This is a genomic window from Burkholderia sp. LK4 (assembly GCF_001043615.1).
Taxonomy (GTDB): domain Bacteria; phylum Pseudomonadota; class Gammaproteobacteria; order Burkholderiales; family Burkholderiaceae; genus Burkholderia; species Burkholderia cepacia.
This window is the reverse complement of the sequence record NZ_LDUL01000016.1, coordinates 159,234-179,407: the sequence shown is the minus strand read 5'-3', so window position 1 is coordinate 179,407 and position 20,174 is coordinate 159,234. Positions and strand designations below refer to the sequence as shown.

21 protein-coding genes are annotated in these 20,174 nt (G+C 59.8%); 7 read left to right on the top strand and 14 right to left on the bottom strand.

All coding sequences use genetic code 11. From position 1 onward, the window contains the following. Nucleotides 1–338: 338 nt before the first annotated feature. The 4 genes from VK92_RS09335 to VK92_RS09320 form a co-directional block, all read right to left on the bottom strand. Nucleotides 339–740, bottom strand: coding sequence for a hypothetical protein (locus VK92_RS09335; protein WP_063778370.1), 402 nt, complete (start codon nucleotides 738–740; stop codon nucleotides 339–341). Nucleotides 741–861: 121 nt separating this feature from the next. Next, nucleotides 862–1,407 (bottom strand): carbonic anhydrase, encoded by a 546-nt coding sequence (locus VK92_RS09330; protein WP_048025821.1) that lies wholly within the window; start codon nucleotides 1,405–1,407, stop codon nucleotides 862–864. A gap of 27 nt (nucleotides 1,408–1,434) precedes the next feature. Further along, on the bottom strand, nucleotides 1,435–2,181 hold the full coding sequence (locus tag VK92_RS09325; RefSeq protein ID WP_048025946.1) for an SDR family NAD(P)-dependent oxidoreductase: 747 nt from the start codon (nucleotides 2,179–2,181) through the stop codon (nucleotides 1,435–1,437). 50 nt (nucleotides 2,182–2,231) lie between these two features. After that, nucleotides 2,232–3,110, bottom strand: a complete 879-nt coding sequence (locus VK92_RS09320; protein WP_048025822.1) for an NmrA family NAD(P)-binding protein — start codon at nucleotides 3,108–3,110, stop codon at nucleotides 2,232–2,234. Nucleotides 3,111–3,328: 218 nt separating this feature from the next. Here VK92_RS09320 and VK92_RS09315 point away from each other — a divergent pair, with 218 nt between their 5' ends. The 5 genes from VK92_RS09315 (at nucleotide 3,329) to VK92_RS09295 (ending at nucleotide 7,137) form a co-directional block, all read left to right on the top strand. Next, nucleotides 3,329–4,237 carry a LysR family transcriptional regulator gene (locus tag VK92_RS09315; RefSeq protein WP_048025823.1) on the top strand — a complete coding sequence of 303 codons (909 nt, stop codon included), beginning with the start codon at nucleotides 3,329–3,331 and terminating at the stop codon, nucleotides 4,235–4,237. A 212-nt stretch (nucleotides 4,238–4,449) separates the two neighbouring features. Then, entirely contained in the window at nucleotides 4,450–5,331 is an 882-nt protein-coding gene (locus VK92_RS09310; RefSeq protein ID WP_048025825.1) for an NmrA family NAD(P)-binding protein, read from the top strand. A 30-nt stretch (nucleotides 5,332–5,361) separates the two neighbouring features. Further along, a complete protein-coding gene (locus VK92_RS09305) occupies nucleotides 5,362–5,736 on the top strand; it encodes a hypothetical protein (protein ID WP_048025826.1) in 375 nt (124 codons plus the stop codon). Between the two features lie 63 nt (nucleotides 5,737–5,799). Then, nucleotides 5,800–6,513: an SDR family oxidoreductase gene (locus tag VK92_RS09300; RefSeq protein ID WP_048025947.1), complete on the top strand. Its 714-nt coding sequence runs from the start codon at nucleotides 5,800–5,802 to the stop codon at nucleotides 6,511–6,513. A gap of 162 nt (nucleotides 6,514–6,675) precedes the next feature. Beyond that, nucleotides 6,676–7,137 carry a MarR family winged helix-turn-helix transcriptional regulator gene (locus VK92_RS09295; RefSeq protein ID WP_048025827.1) on the top strand — a complete coding sequence of 154 codons (462 nt, stop codon included), beginning with the start codon at nucleotides 6,676–6,678 and terminating at the stop codon, nucleotides 7,135–7,137. A gap of 600 nt (nucleotides 7,138–7,737) precedes the next feature. Here VK92_RS09295 and VK92_RS09290 read toward each other — a convergent pair. After that, nucleotides 7,738–10,281 carry a hypothetical protein gene (locus tag VK92_RS09290; RefSeq protein ID WP_131723284.1) on the bottom strand — a complete coding sequence of 848 codons (2,544 nt, stop codon included), beginning with the start codon at nucleotides 10,279–10,281 and terminating at the stop codon, nucleotides 7,738–7,740. 704 nt (nucleotides 10,282–10,985) lie between these two features. Between VK92_RS09290 and VK92_RS41605 the strand changes: the two genes are divergently transcribed. Together VK92_RS41605 and VK92_RS09285 are read left to right on the top strand one after the other, a co-directional pair. Continuing rightward, nucleotides 10,986–11,144: a hypothetical protein gene (locus VK92_RS41605; RefSeq protein WP_156187236.1), complete on the top strand. Its 159-nt coding sequence runs from the start codon at nucleotides 10,986–10,988 to the stop codon at nucleotides 11,142–11,144. A 751-nt stretch (nucleotides 11,145–11,895) separates the two neighbouring features. Further along, on the top strand, nucleotides 11,896–12,204 hold the full coding sequence (locus VK92_RS09285) for a hypothetical protein (protein ID WP_048025948.1): 309 nt from the start codon (nucleotides 11,896–11,898) through the stop codon (nucleotides 12,202–12,204). 29 nt (nucleotides 12,205–12,233) lie between these two features. Here VK92_RS09285 and pstS read toward each other — a convergent pair whose 3' ends face one another. The 9 genes from pstS to VK92_RS09245 all read right to left on the bottom strand — a co-directional run bounded on the left by pstS (nucleotide 12,234) and on the right by VK92_RS09245 (nucleotide 19,661). After that, complete coding sequence (gene pstS / locus VK92_RS09280) at nucleotides 12,234–13,259, bottom strand: phosphate ABC transporter substrate-binding protein PstS (RefSeq protein ID WP_048025829.1); 1,026 nt, start codon at nucleotides 13,257–13,259, stop codon at nucleotides 12,234–12,236. Nucleotides 13,260–13,310: 51 nt separating this feature from the next. Then, a complete protein-coding gene (locus VK92_RS09275) occupies nucleotides 13,311–13,577 on the bottom strand; it encodes a hypothetical protein (RefSeq protein WP_048025949.1) in 267 nt (88 codons plus the stop codon). A gap of 679 nt (nucleotides 13,578–14,256) precedes the next feature. Continuing rightward, nucleotides 14,257–15,057, bottom strand: coding sequence for a DUF4942 domain-containing protein (locus tag VK92_RS42830; protein WP_231600722.1), 801 nt, complete (start codon nucleotides 15,055–15,057; stop codon nucleotides 14,257–14,259). Between the two features lie 66 nt (nucleotides 15,058–15,123). Beyond that, on the bottom strand, nucleotides 15,124–16,251 hold the full coding sequence (locus VK92_RS09265; protein ID WP_048025830.1) for a hypothetical protein: 1,128 nt from the start codon (nucleotides 16,249–16,251) through the stop codon (nucleotides 15,124–15,126). Continuing rightward, nucleotides 16,248–17,153, bottom strand: a complete 906-nt coding sequence (locus VK92_RS09260; RefSeq protein WP_048025831.1) for a recombination directionality factor — start codon at nucleotides 17,151–17,153, stop codon at nucleotides 16,248–16,250. The genes VK92_RS09265 and VK92_RS09260 overlap by 4 nt, the downstream gene beginning before the upstream one ends. 50 nt (nucleotides 17,154–17,203) lie before the next feature. Continuing rightward, on the bottom strand, nucleotides 17,204–17,419 hold the full coding sequence (locus VK92_RS09255) for a hypothetical protein (protein WP_048025833.1): 216 nt from the start codon (nucleotides 17,417–17,419) through the stop codon (nucleotides 17,204–17,206). An 11-nt stretch (nucleotides 17,420–17,430) separates the two neighbouring features. Next, nucleotides 17,431–18,426 (bottom strand): YqaJ viral recombinase family nuclease, encoded by a 996-nt coding sequence (locus VK92_RS09250; RefSeq protein WP_048025834.1) that lies wholly within the window; start codon nucleotides 18,424–18,426, stop codon nucleotides 17,431–17,433. Nucleotides 18,427–18,495: 69 nt separating this feature from the next. After that, nucleotides 18,496–18,696, bottom strand: coding sequence for a hypothetical protein (locus tag VK92_RS41600; RefSeq protein WP_048028310.1), 201 nt, complete (start codon nucleotides 18,694–18,696; stop codon nucleotides 18,496–18,498). Then, nucleotides 18,693–19,661: a DUF932 domain-containing protein gene (locus VK92_RS09245; RefSeq protein WP_048025835.1), complete on the bottom strand. Its 969-nt coding sequence runs from the start codon at nucleotides 19,659–19,661 to the stop codon at nucleotides 18,693–18,695. The genes VK92_RS41600 and VK92_RS09245 overlap by 4 nt, the downstream gene beginning before the upstream one ends. Nucleotides 19,662–20,174 lie beyond the last annotated feature (513 nt).

The following is a 20,174-nucleotide window of genomic DNA, read 5'->3' as shown; positions in this document are numbered from 1 at the left end:
CACCTCGAAGGAGACCGGGACTGCAACGGGCGCTTACTGCTGCATCATTGGGGTGACGGCTGCAGGTGCTGCGGTGAGTTGCGTGCTAGTTTGAACGGGGAAAGTTGCTTTGGCCGCCCCAGTTTACCAGTGGGCTGGACGGGATCGATCGAAGTTTGCCATCCGGCCAGGTGCTGGGGAGGGCAATCGGCTGCTGCCGGCCACAACCCGTCGTTCACATGTGTCGCCGGTCGGACGTTCAGGCGTCGGCTTCGCCCAATAAGCAGACATCCGTTCGCGGAGCGCTCCTTCATCGGCAATAAGGGAGCCTCAAAAAGTCGCGAATTGGTGTGTCTTCGTCAATGAGATCCGGACACAGCTAGCAATTGACGCAAAGGATTCAGCGGGCCGAGCGGAATGATTTCGAACGACATCAGATGTGCTTTTCCCAAGGGCAGATCCTCCAACATGGTCCTGGCCTGCTGGGTGTCGGTAACATTCAGAATGAATGCGACTCCGGGCCGGTCCTGCAATGAGTACCACTGGTCGATTCCGCCTTTGAGATAGAGCTGGGCGGTCTCGCGGACTTCGCTTGAAAGAATGTGCTGAACAAGCTGCATATCGGTTCCAGCGGGAAATGTGCCGATCGCCAGTACCTTGGTCGTCGGTGTCGAAGCTGGGGATGTCTGGGCAACGGATTTCCCCGCCACGCCGAACAGAGCGGGGACGACCACCAGGCTCAAAAGAAGACGTTTGATCATGTTCTGGACTATCCGTAGATGACTCGATTGAATGCCGTGCCGTTCGCCGCGATCAGATAAGCTGGCCGCCGTCCAGGTCGTTTGCACCACGATCCCGGGTGTGACCAATGGCGGACGCACCTTAATTGTCGTCCGGCCGCAGTCGTTCGGGAGGAACCACGATCTCGACCTTTCCGGTTGCGACATCGTAGACGAGTCCCGATACCATGTATCCGCCGGGAAGATCCGGGTTAGCCTTGAGCTCCGCCACGTCGAGCGCCACAGCCTTATAAGGATCGTTGACGGCCAGTGCATCGAGTTCCTCCCCCGAAACGGCCAGGTGCCGGGCCAACAATGCCGGAGCGTGGTGAAAGCAGTGCTTGATGCCACAGTCCGTATGGTGCAGCACGATCAGATTCGAGTCCGGGCCAATGTTTCCCCCGGCCGCGAGCGTCACCTCGCGCAAGATCGCCATCGTCTCAAGCAGCGCAGGATTTACCCGGCCGCCGACGTTCCGGAAAATCGCCGCCTCACCGGGCTCCAGCTTGAAAATATCCATCGGATCGACACGGGGATCGACGCAGCCGATGATCAGCGTCTTGCCTGACGGCATCATCCGCAGATTCGGATTGAAGCCGTCGCGGGCGAACTCATCGTTACGACGCATGAGGGTACCGAGATAGTCCATGATTCCTCCGTTGGCTGAGACAATGCGTCAAGCCCGCTGAGGAAGCCGGGTCGACATCATCGCCTGCACTGCCTTGGGGTCGTCGATAAACGACTGATAGACATTGCGCGACAGGGCGCCGGCGACAACTTCGTCGTTCGTGCCGGCCTGTACAGCATCGAGCACGTCGGAGACGAGCTCCTGCGGCGTCATGCGTGGTTCCGGCATTCTGGCGCCCATGGCCGTTTCGGTCTGCACTGCCAGCACCCCGATAACCTGCGTGCCCTGTGCACCGAGTTCAGCGCGAATGCTGCGCGTGAGCGACAGACTGGCTGCCTTGGACGCAGAATAGGTTGCCGCCCTCGGCAGGCTCACCAGCGAGAGCATCGACAGCATGTTGACCACCGTGCCGCCACCCGCGGCCGCAAGGATCGGCGCGAAAGCGCGCGTCATCGCCAGCGTACCAAAGTAGTTAACCTCCATCTCTGTGCGTGCAGGGTCCATATCAGACGCAGCAATCGCGCCTTCGAAAGTGGAAATGCCAGCATTGTTGACGAGTAGCGTCACATCCGTGGCTACACGGGCGGCAGCAACGACCTGGTCGGCTCGGGTGACGTCTAGCTGCAGCGGCACGAGGCGGCGGTCGCCATCGGCCAGCAACTCGCCGAGCGTGGTGGTGTCACGTGCTGCAATGTAGATCTTCGCAGCACCCCGTTTCAACAGGTCTGCAACGAATGCCCGTCCCATCCCGCCATTGGCGCCCGTGACGAGAACGACAGAGTTGGTGATGTCCATGATCATGCTCCTTTTCGTGGGAACGGCCGGCGCATGGCCGGCCCGTGCAGTTAGCTGGCGTTAAGTTTGTCGGCATGAAGCTTCGCAAACTCGCCGACGGTCATCGAGCGCCGGCCGGTGAGCATCTCGACGTTGTTGTCAGCACCCGCCATATGGCCGTTTTGATAGTCAAGCATTGCACCGCCGAAATGCTGGACGACGTAGCCCGGCACCCCCATCTCTGTAAGCGAGGCTGTGTATTCCTCGATCGGCAGATCCTGGAACACGATCTTGCGCCCTAGTGCGTCGCTCAGTTCAGCGGCCATTTGCTCGTGGTCCATCTCGACGGGGCCCGAGAGGTTGATCGTGGTGCCAATATGACCTTCCGGGTTTTGCAACAACACAGCGATGGCGCGCCCCTGATCATCGGTCGCGATGGGCGAGTGGCGTCCGTTGCCGGCCGGCAAGCGCAGAACGCCATGTTGCAGATACGGCAGTTGGAACGGATAGAGCAGCCATTCGAGGAACAACGTCGGCCGCAGGTGAATCACCGGCACGCCCGACCAGTTGAACACCTCCTCGGCAATGAACGTGTCGCGGCAGGAGTCACTGGTGGAGTGGCGGTCGGCGGAACGCTGTGACAGGTTGATCACCGCTTTGGTGCCAGCTTCCTTCGCTGCCTGCGCGAAATTGACGGCGGCGGTAATGAGCCCTGGCGCAACCGGGTAGACGAAGTATGCTGCATCGACACCTTCCAGTGCCGAGCGGATCGAGTTGATGTCGAACAGATCGCCGACGACCACCTCGGCACCCTGCGCAGCAATCGCTGCCGAACGTTCGTCGGCCTTGCGCACCATCGCGCGAACATTGAGACCGAGAGCGATCGCTTCGCGGACGGCGGCACGGCCGGTATCCCCGGTGGCTCCCGTAATCAGTACTTTCTTTGACATGACGTTAGATCCTTCGAAAAGAGAAATGACATGCTCACAACTGAGCTCATTCAGCGTTTCTGTTCGACTTAAATTCGACAAATCACGCTTCTGCGAACTGGTTGAATCAGGGTGAGCGCTGCGTTGGATGGATAATGCGGCTACGCTTGGAACGTCGGTAGCCGGTCAATTCAGATAAGATTAATCTCCGTGCAGCATCAATCGGAGACGGGCGAGCCGTGAAAGACACCCTTACGTTAAAGCTTTATACGCGCGTCGCCCGGCTCGGCAGCTTCTCCGCTGCAGCGCGTGAGTGCGGCCTTGTTCAGTCGCAGGTTTCGCGAATGATCGCGGAACTGGAGGCGAGCCTGGGCGTACGGTTACTGTCGCGCACAACCCGGCGCGTGGTTCCGACCGAGGCGGGACTCGAGTTTCTCGCGCGCGTCGAGCCGGCGCTTGCGGCAATCGAAGATGCCGAGAACAGCGTGCGCGAAACGGGGGAACTGCGCGGACTGCTACGCATCGGCATGCCCGCGGTAATGGGAATGCGGATCATCATGCCCCGCCTGACGGCCTTCACAAAGCTACATCCCCTGCTGCATATCGAACTGCTACTGGACGACACGTGGCAAGACCTGGTTCGTGATGCCGTGGACGTGGGCATCAGGGTGGGCCATCTACCGGATGCGTCAGGGACCGCCAAACTGATCGGAACGATGCACAGGGTCCTGGTTGCGTCACCCGCCTACCTGGCTGACCACGAAACTCCCAATGAACCAGCGGATCTCGAAAGGCATCGCATTGTTGCGGGCCCAGCCTCGCCAAATTCACGGTTGTGGAAATTCGAGCGCGACGGAAAGACGGTGACGGTCGAAGTGCAGCCGCATATTTCGACCAACGACACCGCAGGGGCCCTGGCGGCGGCAGCCAGTGGCCTCGGCATCGCACCCACTACCTCATGGGCATGCCGGCGGGAATTGCAGAGCGGAGAGCTCGTGCAGATGCTTTCCGACTGGAAATCGACGGAACTGCCGGTGAATGCTTATTTCCCGATGGGGCGGGCGACCCGATCAGCCGCGCGTGCTTTCGTCGACTTCATCGCCACCGAACTTCGAAACGACCCATCCCTGGCACCGACGTCGACGTGATCTCTCCCGGTCGAAGACAGGTTGCGCACGATCAGGCTGTCCGGACAGCCATCGATCCATCGCTGCCAATGCCGCTAGCCCAATAAAGCACAACGGTCCCAGGTGCGCGGCACCGAATCCTGCGCGGACAAAAATTCCTTGACAGTGTGAGCATATGCTTCTATTTTGACGACAAGAGAGTATATGCTCTTATATTCGAATGGAGCGAAGCTATGAACCAGGCCGAAATACTTGTGAGCGGTGCAACCGGACGGACCGGAGGTGTCGCTATCGACGAATTGCTCAAGATGGGCAGGCGCGTGCGGGCATATGTGCGCACAGATGACGATCGCGCAGCCGCCCTGAGGCAGCGCGGAGTCGATATCGCCGTCGGGGACTTCACCGACATCAACGACATCCGAGCAGCCATGGAAGGAATCCGATCGGCCTATTTCCTTCATCCGATCGCGCCGGGAATCATCGGAGCTGCCGCCTATTTCGCGCAGGCCGCGAAGGAAGCGGGCGTCACGGCGATCGTCAACATGTCGCAGATTTCCGCGCGCCGGGAGTCGAAGAGCCACGCGGCCCAGGATCACTGGGTTTCCGAGCGGGTCTTTGATTGGTCAGGCGTTCCGACTACGCATCTCCGTCCCACATTCTTTGCCGATTGGCTCGTCTATCCGCACTTTGCGAAAGAGATCTGGGCCACGAAGAAGATTGAATTTCCCTTCGGCAACGGCCGTCACGCACCCATCGCCACGGATGACCAGGGTAGGGTGATCGCCCATGTTCTGGCCAACCCCGAAGGCCACGGGGGCAAGACCTACGCACTTCATGGCCCTGTCGAGATGAACCATACCGAGATCGCCGAAGCGATGAGCGAGGTTCTCGAAGCCCGGATCGAATACGCGCCGACTTCCATCGAAGAGTTCCAGATCAAGATGGAAAACCTTTACAAGTTCCCGCCGTTCCTCACACAGCATCTGGTCGAGGTCGCTCAGAACTACCGCGATGGAGTCTTCGCGGGCACCAACGACGTCATCGAGAAAATTACCGGAAAGCCGCCGCTCTCGGTCCAGCAGTTCGTCTCGCAGAACCGGGCCGTATTCGCGTGAGCGCAGCCTCAAACGAGTCGAGGTTTGAACATGTCATCCACTCAAGATGAGCGTCATCCGTTCCTGGACGATCTGACCGCTGACGCAGAGTTGGTCAGTTCGGTATTGCGCGGCCCCGTCATCGGACGTGACGAAATCCGCTTGGCTGTCGACGCCGTTGGAACCTTCTACGCTTCGCAGACGCCCAAGTTTGTCCAGACCGTCGGTTCGCGGCTCGTTATCGAGTACGAGGCCGTTCTGACGAGCGGCGAGAACCTGAGCGCGGCCGTTGTAGTCGACCGTAATGCCGATGGATCGGTGCCGCGCGTGAGCGTGCGGATGAGCCCACTTGGCGCCGTGCTGACTCTCGCAGCCCATCTGCGGGAGGCGCTTTCAAAGCAGCTTCCGGAAAACCTTTTTCTTTGAACCACGCGCCCCCGGCGGATGTTGTTTCCCCGGAGGCACGCAGCTTTAAAAAAGGAGCTTGTCATGGATGTCAAGAACGCCACGGTCTTTATCACCGGCGCCAATCGCGGCCTGGGACTGGCTTTTGCACGAGAGGCACGCCGGCGTGGGGCGGCGAAGGTATACGCGGGCATGCGTAACACGAACGGCTTTGAAGAGCCGGGCGTCGTGCCCGTCAGGATCGACGTTACGGATACGGCGTCGATCGCCACGGCCGCGAAACTGGCGGCAGACACGACTCTGCTCGTCAACAACGCGGGCATTGCCGCTCTGATCGACGGGCCTCTTGCGCATGACGTAGAAGCGCAATCGGCTCGCATGTTCGATACCAACTACTACGGCGTAGTGCGAGTAACAAAGGCCTTCGAGCCGATATTAGCGGCCAAGCCGGATGCGGCGATCATTAACGTGCTTTCCGACATCGTCTGGCTTCCGCGGCCCTATCTGGCACCGTATGCTGCATCAAAGGCAGCAGCATGGAGTTATACGAATCAACTTCGCTTTCACCTGCAAGCGCGCGGAGTTCAGGTTCTCGGCCTGCACGTTGGGTTCGTGGACACCGACCTGACCAATGGCATTGACGTACCCAAAGCCAGCCCGGAGGATGTGGTGCGACAGACCTATGACGCGCTCACCGCCGGCAAGAGCGAGATTATGGCCGACAGGGGAACAGCGATACTGAAGAGCACGCTTGCGGCCGAGGAGCCCGGCTATATCACTCCGCCGGCAGGGTTTTGAACGATGCAGATGACGAGAGTCGGCTACGGGGGCGAGACTTGAGGCGCGCAGATCACCGGTACGCCAGCGTTTTCCGTGTCGACTTTCATCGAAAGATACCGCCGAACCTTCGCGCGTGCGCGTAGCGTTCCGGCAATCAAAAGAAATGAGGAGTGGAACCAGATGTTGCCGTTCGACCAGCCGCTTGGAATCGATCAATGCAACTGCTTCGCAGTGAGGAAGGCAAGCAGGCAGATTTCCCGCCTCTACGATAGTCATCTCGAACCGGCGGGTCTGCGCATCACGCAATTTCTCACGCTGGCCGCACTGGACGAGGTGGGAAGTGCCGCGGTCAACGCCCTTGCCGAACGGCTCGATATCGAACGGACGGCGATGGGAAAGATGGTCGGCTTCCTTGAACGCGACGGCTTCGTCACGATCAGCCCGTCCCCCACAGACGGCCGAAGCCGCATTGTTGAGCTTACCGCGGAAGGACGGCGCCTACACGAAAGAGCAGCGCCGCTCTGGCGAGAAGCGCAGCGGGAGTTCGAGCAACTGAACGGCGTAGAAAATGTCACGGCGTTACGAGAGGGGCTGAGGGGAGTGGTCGTCGGCGACGTGACTGTACGCTCAGCCGGGGACTGAAGCTCCGCAAGAATTGCCACGAAAGCATGAGGCCGCGGCTGCCTGGATGATAGGACGGTTGAGGCGTCGACAAACACGAATGTGGCAGGACGGATTGAATCGGCAAACCCACAGCGGGCACACCCAATCGGTAGCTGCGATTCGCTGCTCAGAGTCGCCTGCTCTCCGTCCAGCGGCAGCAAAACTGCCGTGCAAAACCGCTCCCGGATCTGACGGCGGTAAAGCTGGCTATAGCCGCCATTGGTCGATGGTCGCATCGGCGACTCCACAGCCGAAGCGCAACAGCAGCCTGTGCGAAGACAGATGTCCGAAGCCCCCCTCGAAGCCGTCATTGAAGTCCCGCCAAACCGACGGGCAGCACCGGGTCGATCTGCGCCGGTCGCGCGTCACAGGGCGGCGGCCGGCCGCGTTCAGCCAACATGCGACCCTCGTAGATCATGGCGTTCGGACATCCAGGCGTCCGGTGCGTGTCAGAAGCGGTCGTCCATCTCATCGGCGAGCCCCGCGATAGGGTTCGTCTCGACAACTCATGATCGAAGCCCACAATCTTGTTCTTGCGGCATTTCGCTTCATCGGGCGGTCAGATTGACCGGCTAAGGCTTACAATCCGAGCGCCGAACCGAGACTGTTTAGCAACCCTTGACCTAACCTACCGATACCGGCCATCAGGTCGCGACTGGCATCAGATACGCTTCGTAACGCACCGCCGACCTGCTCGCCAAACTTGACGATGTCGTTGTTTGGACCGAGTCCGTGTGTAAGGTCTGATCCGACCGTGGTAAACGCCTTGACTATGTCATTACCGGGACCAAAGCACCCCCCCGGCTCACCGATTTTCCCGCTCAGGCATTTTCCCAGTTCGCGAATTGTCAGTCGACCAGCGGTGCAACCCGCGAATGTCACCGGAACACCGCCACTTGTCGCCGCGCACTCGGCGGCAATACGCCATTCGGAGCTCATCGCGATGCCCGATGCGCATATTGCAAAATCGGTCGCGCCGGTCGAGCCTGCTGTGCATGACGTAACTCGAGCGACCTCGGGTGGCAAATACTGCCCTGCCGCACAGGTCGCCATCGCAGTCGAATCTCCGTTTGCGCTGGCGATACACCCAAGGGCCGACTGGACGGCAGGAGGCAGGCCCACTTCTGGTGTCACGCACATCACACGCACCGCATCCGAGTCGGCCGCTGCGAGACAACGCGCAATTCCTGCTTCTTTTCCGTTATGGGGAAGACAGCCAAGATAATCCCCGTTCACTGCGGAATTTGCACACTTCAGCGCGTCAGCGACGTTAGGAGGCACGCCCTTGACGCAGTTTGTCATCGCATCAAGCGGCTCTTGTGCACCCTGTACGCATTGCAGCGCTGCACGTGCTTGTGCGACTCGAGGATCTGTAGCCACGCCCGGACAAGCCAGCAACTGAGTGACATCCGTCTGGGCGGCCTGCACACATTGCGCAAGGTCGATTGACTTACGAGCCCTGGGATCGCTCTTCATGCAGTCGACCTGCCTTACGGGGTCCGTTCCACTCGCCTTGAAGCAGTCGTAAATGGCCAGCTCGTCCGGCCGCAACCCAATTTTTGCAAGACAGTCCTGCCCATCCTGCCAGCCACTCGTTTGACTCAGCGAGTAGCAATCTCCGATACGTTTTGCAGCGTCCTGAGCATTATCGATGAATGCAAGTCCTTTTTCCGTCACTCCAGTTATGGCTTGGCCAGCCTCTTCGAGCTGGGCCGTTTGCTGCGCGACGAGATCATCCGTCTGTAGCGGGCGGAGCACTACTCGGTCACACTTTCCGTCTTGGACGCACGCGCCTATTTGATCGATGCGCGTCGATAGTTGTATGACCACGTCATCATTGCAATCGACGCCTACCTTCCTGCACCATTCCACGAGTTTTTGCTTTGCCGCGGGACAGGAAGCGCTGAATCCGCACGAGGTATAGTCAATATCCTTGAGCAGCGCCTTAAATTTGCGATCGATCGTCGTACCTTCACATTCAATAAGGCCATCGCTCTTCAGGCAACCAGTGACGAGATCTTTGGCTGAAACGTCATATCTGATAGGCACTCTCACACCGTGACAATCCGAATCGAGGATGCAACGGGTGAGGGCGACGCGGTCCATGAGCATACCGCTGCAACTCGCAAACTTGTCGAGATCGACATTTACGGCATTGATCTCCGTGGTTAATCCACCATAGCAGCGCACAACGCGATCGTGAAGCGGCTCACTGACATCATCCGCTTCCAATACCTCGAGGTTGGCTACGGTAGCGGTGACACTCAACGGCGGCCGGACGATGTCCTGCGAGCGACCATCGAAGAGGGTTCCTCGTAGCGACACTCCACCCTGTTCAACCGAATCACTCGCGGCAAACTGCAAGTCAACCGTAGAGTAAAGTCCAATTCGCCGCATCTGTTGCTTTGCGCGATCTAGTGTCTGCGCATCAGTCCGTGCGGCGACTGCAACATACTCGTAGCCAGAAATGCGAATCGCGAAGAAATTTGTCTCGGGGTGCAGCGCGCGGAGGTGCATAAGTGTCGACGCGAGATCGTCGGATTTGCTCGCGGTGTAAGCCTTGGGCAACACGATGGCGTGCGCTTCATCGCCTCCGTTAGCGAAGGCACCGTTCCCTTCGCCGTCAAACGCACGGATCTCCGACCGCTTGATCAATTTAGGTAGCTGGTTGCTATCGAGCTGGATCGTCCTGCCGAAAAAGTAGGTACGGCTCGCGTCGGCCGACGCCGCGCCGCCAGGGATGCCGAGGCAGTTTCCGATCCGGCCAAGATCGACGTTACTGCGCGCATAGTTTTCCGCATCGCGGGCCTCACTCTGCGTAGCATAGGCAGCAAGCGCGATAGGGTAGCGCAAGCCGCTGGGATACACGTCGTGGCCGATGCCAGAAGGAAATTCGTAAGCCGCGACCGCCAGCGAAGGGTAGGTTTTCTTGACGCATTCCATCACTTTCAATGCGCCAGCTTTCGTTGGTGCTCCGCGCAGGAATAGAAAGTAGCGGAAGCCACTTGGTATATCGGCCTTGGCTTCGTAGATTTGGTCTGTCAGCTTAAGAGGAGCGGCCGATGCGATGCCCGCAAGAAACAGCCAACCAGAAATGAGCACCCGTGCGATTGCGTATTTCAAGGTCCCTCCTTAGCGCATTACTGCGCCTACCCCGCAGAGTAGGCGCTGACCTGTATTTATTGATTGTTCGTTTATAGGTTGTCGGGCTACTGAGGAGTACCTCGAAAAAGATTTGCGATGGATTTGTCATCGTCTCCGGGCACCGTACAGCAAAGTCCAGCGCCCATACCGTCAACGTCTCGCTTTCGAAAGCATGCCGCATCCAGATTCGCAGGGGCCGAAGCTTGGACATGTACGGTCTGTGCCCATGTCATGCGTTGACTGCCCGTAATCGCATCGAATACTTGTGACTGGCAACCGGAGAAGCCGACCACGCATGCGCAGCTGATGGTTAAGTCAGCATCAGTTGGGGAGACATATGCCGGATCGGCGACTGCCCCGTGACAGGCAATTAAACCCAAGCTGACCAGTACTTGCAACGAAAAAATCTTACTCATGCGACACCTCTCTTATCATTGTTTTAAGCGTTCAGTGCGATAATTGCAGCGTCGCGAGGTAGGGCTTTCGCGTGCGTCTAAAAGAGAGTTTTAGTCAACCGGTTACAGTTCGTCAATAACTACCCGAGAGGCGCGGCGCGTTTTGAAAGTATGCAGGACATGCCTGCGATCAGTGCACGCTGCTAGTGATCTCCGGCAGCGAGTCGTCCGAGGGCGATCCGGCGACCCGCGTTCGATGCGATCGGGCACGCCGGCATCGATATCCTGGTGTGCTTCGTCACCGATGAGGACGTCGCTGACCCGCGCGTGCTACGCGGAGGCGTGCAGCAAGACCGGCCCATCGGCGCGCTGCTGATGTGGGAGATTGTGCTACCGCTCGACGAGGCATTGCCGGTTGCGCATTATCTGCTCGCGAACGGATGGTAGATCGAGCCGCATGCCGTAGAGCAAAATAATTCCGTCTCCAGAATCCTTGTGGATCAAGGCACCAGGCCCGCGAATTGACGACTTTATTGACGGTTCCATCAAAATAATGTCGTCAACTCGCCTATGTCCGCATTAAATTTGTCAACTCGCGTAGTGGACCAACCGTTCCGGCGGTAACATCCTGATTTCTAGACCGATTCCCGGCGCAATGCACGGCCGGTCGAAGCGCTGAATTCAGACAGGACGCTCTCTGCCTCAAGCTCAGTCATCTATGCTGGAAAAGCAGTGTTGCAGGACATCCGGGGTCGACTGCGTCCGACTGCTCTCGGCCATCAAGCGACGTTTGCCTCTGCCAGTGACTGGACGTTCGGGCGACCGCTTCGTACCCCTCAACGGACCTCCAAGCGCGGTTCTGTACCAAGACCATTCACAACGAAAGTGCCTCGAAGGCTGCCGTGAGATGGCGGTAGAACGAATGGCCGCAGCCGGTTTAAGCCTGTCGTGGACTGCCGGGACGGTAACCCGCTGGATTCGGCTCGGGCATATGGGAAAATTTTTTAAAGGCTGTTTCCGACTCGCCGAGACACGCAAATGCGCACGCTGGACTTCGACAGATTGCACGATTGACTACCGCTGCCAAACTTCATGACAATCTGGTCGGCAGGCTGATGCGTGCCATAATCCCACACATGCCTTCCGTGTGCGCCATGCGGAAATGGCTGTCATGCTATCAGACGGAAAGGTAACGGCCATGGGTCATCTGGGTACCACCGTGACAATGCCAATCGTCACTTCCGGGCCGACGCTATGGTTTTCGGCATACGCGTTCGGGTGGGGCTATTTCGCCTTTTCACTGACGTCCGAAGTGATTTGCGAACAACTTGGCGCTGCCGATGGGACATCGAGACAGTTGCTGCTTGCGTTTGAATTGGGCAAGCGGCGGATTTTGCATGCGGTCGAGAGGAAAAAATTGCCGCAGACAGGCGAACGGATCCCACTCTCGGCGAAGGATCTGGCGCAACCCGGCGTTCGTGAGGTGGAAACGTCGACGGCCGCCTGAAGGTCGCTATCGCGTCCCACCCACCGCACTCAATCCACCAGTGCTTTCCCGGAGGCGTCCTTGATTTTCGCTTTCCATTGCTTGCGGATTTCGGCCACGACCGGATCCGGAAGCGAGATGTAGTCGAGATCCGTGGCGGCCTGGTTGCCATTGCTGAACGCCCAGTCGAAGAACTTCAGCGTTTCCTTGCCCTGTTCCGGCTTGGCCTGCTTCGTGTACAGCAGCACGAACGTCGCGCCGACGACCGGCCATGCATCCTTGCCCGGCTCGTCCGTCAGGATCTGGTAGAACGACTTCGACCAGTTCGCGCCGGCAGCAGCGGCCTTGAACGTTTCCGTCTTCGGCTCGACCACCGCGCCCGTCGAGTTCTTCAGTGCGGTGTATGTCATGTTGTTCTTCTTCGCATACGCCCACTCGACGTAGCCGATCGCGCCCGGCAGGCGCTGCACGAAGGCCGCGACGCCGTCATTGCCTTTGCCGCCCGTGCCCGTCGGCCAGTTGACCGTCGTGCCTTCGCCGATCTTCGACTTCCACTCGTCGTTGACCTTCGACAGGTAGTTCGTCCAGATGAAGCTTGTGCCCGAACCGTCAGCGCGGCGAACGACCGCGATGTCCGTATCCGGCAGCTTGACCTTCGGGTTCAGCGCGGCGATCGCCGGGTCGTTCCACTTCTTGATCTTGCCGAGGTAGATGTCGCCGAGCACCGGGCCCGACAGCGTCAGTTCGCCAGCCTTCACGCCCGGCACGTTGACGACCGGCACCACGCCGCCGACCACCGTCGGGAACTGGAACAGGCCTTCCTTCGCGAGCTCGTCATCCTTCAGCGGCGCGTCCGAACCGGCAAAATCGATCGTCTTCGCATTGATCTGCTTCAGGCCGCCCGACGAGCCGATGCCTTGATAGTTGACCCTGCCGCCGCCCGCCTTCTTGTACGCATCGGCCCACTTTGTGTAAATCGGTGCTGCAAACGTACTCCCGGCACCGGTGATATCGGCAGCTTGAGCGGCGGTGGCAACAAGAGCGAGGGCGCAGGGAATCAGGATCCGGATGTTCATGTATCACCTCCTGTCTGCGGTCGGCACGCTGGCCCGCATGTTGGTTCCGATCTAGAAGTCTGATTTATCGAGCTGGATGTGCCGGCCGTCGCTCGGCAATGCATGTCGATTGACCGCGATCGTGATCTTCTCGCGATTGCTTTCAAATGCGGTGAGCAGCTGTTCGGGGGGCGCCGCGTTTGCGCCGAGCTTGTCTCGAATGATGTCGGACGGGAGCTTGATCGCAACGTACCCCCAACCGGTGCCATAGGCAGAGAACGACAGGCTCAGATCGTCGCAGACGATTGGGCATGTCAGACGAGTGGCGGAGTCTGTCATGGCGCGCGGCGAGTGGTCTCGCATCGGAGGGTGATAGGAGTATTGCATCTGGATGTGAAAACTCAAGGAGCGTGCAACTGCCGGAAACGTTCAGTTCCCGTCACTTGCTGCGATGGAGGCCAACGCTCGATCGCCGTCGCGTTGGGCAGTGTCTTCAGCGGAAAAGATGTGCTCGCTGAATGCGATCAGTTTGAAGCCGCTTCCCATGGAGCGAGGAACCGTGATGCCCCAATGCCAACCCCCGTCTCGTTCGAATACGTGGAGGGCGGGGGATGTCTGGCTCGGTGCTGGCGAAGAAGTCGTCATGGCGTGTTCTCCCGTCATGGGGCGACTGCGGGGTTGCGACATCGAAGGCGCGAACTCAGTCTACGGGCATTCTTGTTGCGCCGCAATATTCCGGTTGCTGTAAAAATTCCGACACGTCAGGTGTCACAATTTTGAAACGACAATATGCAAAGCGAGAGCTTGCTGGCATATTGATGTGATGATTGTGATTCTTCGGAGGCTTCATGGACAGCGGTTCGCTTGTTTGGGCCGGAGTGCCGCACAACAGCGATGGCGTGGTCTTTCAGGTTCGTGTTGGGCGCGGACTTCAGCGTTTTCATATCGCGCGGACGGTTCTTGAAAAGGTGCTCGATCTTGAGCGATTGGCGTCCGATGCGCGACAGCTTGAATGCTTTTATGAGCAACTGAGCCCGATTCTCGGCGTCGCCCGGAAAGCGCGCTCGAAGGCCAAGGCGGATACTGTCTCGCTGAACATTGCCGATTTCTTGCGAACGAGCAAGGCGCGCGCCGTGCAGGATTCTGTGGCGGTAACGCGGTGAGCGCCATAGAGAGGTTGATAGGCGTCTAGCCTTGGAGGCCAGCCAGCGTGTAGCTCGCGTTCCACGAAGCGCAACAGTTCCATGCTGGAGGCCGTGCAGGTCGCAGGCCGTACATTGAGATTCAGATTGGCGAAGAACTCCGCTAACTCCCCGAGCGTGCGTTTGCCGAACTTGAATGGCTGATTGGTCTTGTAGTCCCACGAAAGTCGCTTGAAGCATTGCAGTACGCCGCGTTCGAACATGTCGCCGCGTGCGCCGTAAAGTTGCGCGAAGGTCGCTTTGATGTTGGCAGCCGTCAGTTCGGGTACGTCGCCTTCGGCAATCTGGCTACTCCACTGTTCACGAGCCTTGGCGTCCATGAAGGTGCGCAGGCCAGACTCCGACAGCAGGTAATCCCAGCCGCGCACATCGATGATCCGTACCATGGCGGCTTCCGCGTCGTCGCGCTTGGCATATTCTCCAGTGACGGTGGGACGGCCACGGCAGCCGTAGCTTTCATCGAGAACAAGACGCGGGAATCCGAGATGCGCAGCCTTGGCGAGCGCCTGCGCTTCGCCGAGCAGATCGAGGGCGGCGCGCACGCGTTCGACGACGGCGACGCGCTGGTTGGCGAGATTGGTGACGCTGATGCTTTTGACGAGATCGGTAGAGTCCATGTGGCATGTCGATATGAAGTGGAATGAGGGCGACAAGAAACAGCCGGGCCACGTAGGCCCGGCTGTTTATGCCGCAAGGTTGAGTTCGACCAGTCGCCGGCGAAGCGCGAGCGCTTTGGCCTGCGAGCAGCCGAGGTGGAGCCGGATGTCGGCGACGGTCGGACGCACTAACCCCGCTGCAATATCCCGAGCGAGTCGGGACAGGTGGTCGTCGAAGGGAGCGGCGGCGGGTAACGGCGTAATCGGGTCGTCGCGCGGCGCGTGACTGTCGGTCGTATGATCGTGACTCGGTGTCACGGAATTGCGACTAACGGTCTGCTCGTCGTGACTAGCCTCGACTGGCATGACTACTGGCTGAGTCATACCGGTCGGCTCCGTGACTGTGGTGACTACGGGTTCAGTCACGTTCGGCGCGTCCGTGACTGGCATGACGACTGGCTGAGTTACGGCGGGCGTCACCGTGACTGTCGTCGGAGTAATGTCAGTCACGACCGGCAACGGATTCGGTAACTGCGACCGGAGTGCGACCGTCCACAGCAGGCAGGCCACGCCTTCCAGGACTGCGGCGAACCCAAGGCCAGTCAGCAGATCGACCCGAGCGGTCGTCGTGCCGAGTAACGCGGCGAGTCGCGACGTGACCGGATCGGCGAGCAGCGCATCACGCCGTTCCGTGACTCGATCCGTCGCGACTTGCTGACGGCGGATGTCGTCGGCTTCGGCGTTCAGCGCATCGATCTTGGCCGCGAGCGTGACCCGCCGACCTTCCAGCGTCACGCAGTTACCGTTGCAGTAACGGGCGTTGGCTGTCGCGAGCTGCGCGGTCACGGCGGCGCGTTCCGCCATGACTGCGGTGAGTCTACGACCGGACGACGGAGCAGAGGATGCTTGTACCGTCGACGCTCGTTGCTCGCCGGCATGCTGTTGGGCGAAAGCGAAGAAGAGTGCATGCCCGTAGCACGCCGTCACGAGACACGCGCCCCATAGAACGCTACCTACGACACGAACCGGAATCGATGCATCCCGAATTAGCGCCGGTAACAGGTGCGCGCTCGTGACGAGCACCGTGCCGATCGCGATCCAGATGAGCCGTTCCGGTAACGTGCCGCCGCGCTGCCAGCCCGCCAGGATCGACAGACTGAGTGCGGTCGCCGTTGCCAGCGCGGCCAGCGCGACCGTCCAGCGTCGAACACTCATGCTGCTTTGCCGCCAAGCAGGACGGCTTTGCGTTCGAGCTTCTGGCGAAGCGTGACAGGTGTGTCGGTGGGGGCATTATCGCCAGCGTCCGATTGAGGCGCATCCTGCGGATAAAATTCCTCTGCTACGGCGGCTCTTTCATCGGGACTGTCCTCGAATGCACCGTTCGCGAACCCGAGCCGAGCGGCGGCATCGAGTGCTGTTTGATCGAATCCGGCTTCCCGGCGGCATGTGTCCAGTTCCTTCGCCTCGATCAATGCTTGTTCGAGCTTGCTGCCCGAACGAACACTGAGGTCGACGTAATAGATGGCGGATCGGTAGCTCTGCGTGGTCGACTTTCCGCGTATACGCAGTTCGAGCGGCAAACAGGCCAGCAGATTGCCGGACACCGCGCGGAAGTAGTGCAGACGTGCGGCGAGCGTGCGAATCGAGTTATAGGACGTCGTGCGGAAGATGAACGAACCCATCTCGTCGTCGTCGCCGATGATCACGTTCAGCCGCCCGTAGGGTTTGCAATTGCCCTGACGACCGAACACGCAGCCGTCCGGTGACGGGCAGGGAAGGGCTTCGATACCTGCATCGGTGACACGTCGGCACGACTCGCCATTGCCGACACACACGGGGCGTCCGGTATCGCGATCGAACAGCGTGTAGTCGGCACGCAGGTTCAGATCCGGATCGTTGAACAGCACACGCACCGGTATCGCGCGCAGCTTGCCGGAGGTGGCCTTGCGCAGCGTCTCGTTCAGCGGGTGCAGCATCCATTCACCGCGCTGCTGTACCTGGGTAGTGAGGGTGAACTGGTCGTCTTTTTCCGGGATGCGCTTGCCGTTCTTCTCGACAATGCGCCCAATGGAGATGCGCCCGACAACGGGCGGCGTGATGGCGAGACCTTTGAGCATGGTGGTCCTCAAAATAGAAAAAGGGGGAAGAGAACTGCGGGCGATGCGGACTATCGGGAAAAATGCGCTTCGAGCTTGGCGTGGATTTCCAGGGCGACGCCATGCCAGGCGCGAGCACTGATCATTGGGTTGACTTGCAAGTGATCGGGTGGTGTTGTTGCAACACGTTCCGCGTGCTGGCTGAGCGCATCCATCACGAACGCTTGCGCGAGCGCGCCGTATCGCGAGAACGTCATGATCTCCGTGAGACATTCGAGGTTGGTCATGGGGATTGGAATCAGGTGGAAACGAGAAAACGCCGGGAACCCGGCTTCGAGATGGCGTACTGCGTTTCGAACTCGGGGTGATCGGCCAGCAGACGAGCCAGATCGACGCCAGACGAATCCTTGCTGCGCTTGAACGACACGGAGCCGGACTCGAATACAGCGCGCGTCGCGTCACCCATGGCTTGCTGGAGCGTTTGCTTGAGCTGCGCTTCGAGCTGCTGGCGTGTCTCGATCTCGGCTCGCACGGCGACCAGATCGGCGAACGTGGACGACAACAAGCGGTCGTCGCTGAAGTCAATCGTTTCGCCATTGCCGGGATACAGGTGACGCAGCGCGCGATCGGCCGACTCCGAACCGTCAGCCGGCGGAGGCGTATCGGTTTCCACGAACCGCCAGAAGCGTGCTTCGAGTTCTACCAGGCGCCCGATCAGCGCATCGTCGCGATCGATTCGATGGACTTCGAGCGCCTGACCACAGAGCAGCACGGCGACATGCGTCGCTGTCTTGCCGGTTACCGCCAATTGATGCTGGACCTGGATCTGCACGTACTCGGGCACGCCATCTCGCCAGAGCCGTGCACCGAACTCGCCGGCCGTTTTACATTCCAGAATCTGGACGTCCGGAACGCCGACGATCTCGCGATCGATGTTCGCCAACATGAAGGGGATCGAGGGATGCCGCAGCACGGCGTTTACGCGCCGAACCCGGTTGCCGGTCTGTTTCGTGTACGAGGCGGCGACGATGGGTTCGAGCAGCGTGCCCCAGTACGTCGGCGACGTCGTATCGTCCGGATCGGGACGAGAAAGGCCGTCGGCACGACCGGTTTTATCGAGCCACAATTCCAATGTGCTCATGTAGGGGTTCAGGCCGACCGCAGCGGCGGCATCCGATCCGCCGATGCCGGTTCGGCGCACGGCGAGCCAGTCGTCGCGACTTAGTTCTTGCGTCTTGACGAGCTTCAGTGCGGGCTTACGTGCACGGGGTGGTTCAGGGTGAGGTGTCGTCATGGTTTGCTCCGAAAACAAAAAAGCCCGGCAGAGCGAATCTGGCCGGGCGAGAGGTGGGGGGTACGCGAGCTATTTGGAACCGATACGGCGGATGGCGTCTTGCAATGCGTCGTACGCGAACGTCACGAGCTTGCCGTTTCCGAGGTGGGCAGTCGTACCCTGAGGTTTGATTTGCAGGATCGTGGCGTAACGACCGCCGAACCGTAATCCTGCTCCACGCGGGATCTGAATACGCATGTCGATTGCCAGAGGCGGGATGGGCTTGGTCATGCAACAAGCTTCATCGCCTCGTCCCAGGCGCGCTGCTTGAGCGTCGCACCCGCGCCGAACCAGGCAGCATCGAGACGGTGATCGTCACTGCGTGCACGGCGATGGTGGTCGCAAAATTCCGTGACAGCATTCAAAATGCCCCACGCGGTACCCGATGCGGATGGCAGATCCGAGCCTTTGCCGCGTCCGGCATAGAGCTGACCGACTGCCTTGATGGCTCGTTCATTGACAGAGAGTGCTTCTCGATCGGGAAGATTGGTCGTCGAGTAGGTCAAGACGCGCCGCAGGAATGCCTCGGCCGCCGAGTCGGTCACCTTGCGTTCGGACAACGCCTTGGCTCGGACCATGAACGCATCCCATGTGGAGACGGCGATGCCGAGCTGGCGTTTGACAGCCGCCGCGTCGAACTGCGAGCGGTGTGAGACTTTGATTGCGCCAGCGCTGTTGCCTAGGGCGATCTGCAAGGTATTGTTGCAGACGACGCGCACCGACGTGAATTGCGCGGTAGTGGCCAACGTCCCGTCGCAGGCCGTGGCCAACAGCAGGTAGCCGTTGACCTGATCCTTGCCCTTGAGCGAATCGGACTGACCCGTGCGTGCCAGCGCCCAGAGTTTGCGGCCTTCCTTCAACACGCCGGCTGTCTCGAGTTGGAACCCGCCGATTTCCGTCAGGTCTCGATAAAACTCCAAAATCTCTTCGGGTTGCACGACCTGATAGCGTGCGGAGACGACCGACAACGGGGCCTTGTTGTCAGACCTGTACAGCACTTTCTGTTCGGGAAACGCGTGAATTGAGCCGAGATTGCGGTTGCCAGCAGCAACGAAGCGCACTTCGGCTTCTTCGATGCGCCAGTCCATGCCGGCGGCGCGAGCCCAGACTTCGAGCGGTTGTTTGGGGGCGAGCTTGTTGCCAAGACCGTGCCATGGTTCGGCGCCGACATAGGCCATCGATTGAACGAGATGCATGAGCGAAACTCCTATTCGAAAATCACAGTGCATAAAGCCCGGCCGAGGCCGAGCGGAACGAAATCAGTGAGGGAAATGAAACGAACGACGGACTAGCGGGGCTGGATGCTGAAGGTGCGTCCGCACGCGAGGCATCGCCAGTTGTCGAGAATCTTTTGGTCGACGGCTTCGCCAAAGGCGGCTCCGGTTGCACAGCCGGCCGCACCCGCGATCAGGCCGGCGAGGATCGCACCGGCCACTCCGCCGCATGCCGAGCCGATGGGACCAGCGAGCAATCCAGCCGTTGCGCCGGCTTCCGCGCCAGACAAGGCGATAGCGACGGCGCCGGTCGCGCCGGCCGCTGCACCGACGGTTCCACCAATACGGCGTGCGACATGGCGAGGTTCCGTACGGGGCGATTGGCACTGTGGACACGGATAAATCGGCCCCGAGCCAGGGCGGTATTGAGCGGATTCGGTGGTATCGGCTCGTGACGGACGTGGCGGCCACGATTCCTCGTCGTCATCGAATGCG

Coding starts and splice junctions, on each gene's coding strand:
- VK92_RS09300 (WP_048025947.1), top strand. CDS start 5,800: ATGGATGTCAAGAACGCCACGGTCTTTATCACCGGCGCCAATCGCGGC.
- VK92_RS09245 (WP_048025835.1), bottom strand. CDS start 19,661: ATGCATCTCGTTCAATCGATGGCCTATGTCGGCGCCGAACCATGGCAC.
- VK92_RS09275 (WP_048025949.1), bottom strand. CDS start 13,577: ATGACAGACTCCGCCACTCGTCTGACATGCCCAATCGTCTGCGACGAT.
- VK92_RS09250 (WP_048025834.1), bottom strand. CDS start 18,426: ATGACGACACCTCACCCTGAACCACCCCGTGCACGTAAGCCCGCACTG.
- VK92_RS09295 (WP_048025827.1), top strand. CDS start 6,676: ATGTTGCCGTTCGACCAGCCGCTTGGAATCGATCAATGCAACTGCTTC.
- VK92_RS09330 (WP_048025821.1), bottom strand. CDS start 1,407: ATGGACTATCTCGGTACCCTCATGCGTCGTAACGATGAGTTCGCCCGC.
- VK92_RS09265 (WP_048025830.1), bottom strand. CDS start 16,251: ATGAGTGTTCGACGCTGGACGGTCGCGCTGGCCGCGCTGGCAACGGCG.
- pstS (WP_048025829.1), bottom strand. CDS start 13,259: ATGAACATCCGGATCCTGATTCCCTGCGCCCTCGCTCTTGTTGCCACC.
- VK92_RS09285 (WP_048025948.1), top strand. CDS start 11,896: ATGGGTCATCTGGGTACCACCGTGACAATGCCAATCGTCACTTCCGGG.
- VK92_RS09260 (WP_048025831.1), bottom strand. CDS start 17,153: ATGCTCAAAGGTCTCGCCATCACGCCGCCCGTTGTCGGGCGCATCTCC.
- VK92_RS09320 (WP_048025822.1), bottom strand. CDS start 3,110: ATGTCAAAGAAAGTACTGATTACGGGAGCCACCGGGGATACCGGCCGT.
- VK92_RS09325 (WP_048025946.1), bottom strand. CDS start 2,181: ATGGACATCACCAACTCTGTCGTTCTCGTCACGGGCGCCAATGGCGGG.
- VK92_RS09255 (WP_048025833.1), bottom strand. CDS start 17,419: ATGACCAACCTCGAATGTCTCACGGAGATCATGACGTTCTCGCGATAC.
- VK92_RS42830 (WP_231600722.1), bottom strand. CDS start 15,057: ATGGACTCTACCGATCTCGTCAAAAGCATCAGCGTCACCAATCTCGCC.
- VK92_RS09305 (WP_048025826.1), top strand. CDS start 5,362: ATGTCATCCACTCAAGATGAGCGTCATCCGTTCCTGGACGATCTGACC.
- VK92_RS09335 (WP_063778370.1), bottom strand. CDS start 740: ATGATCAAACGTCTTCTTTTGAGCCTGGTGGTCGTCCCCGCTCTGTTC.
- VK92_RS41600 (WP_048028310.1), bottom strand. CDS start 18,696: ATGACCAAGCCCATCCCGCCTCTGGCAATCGACATGCGTATTCAGATC.
- VK92_RS09310 (WP_048025825.1), top strand. CDS start 4,450: ATGAACCAGGCCGAAATACTTGTGAGCGGTGCAACCGGACGGACCGGA.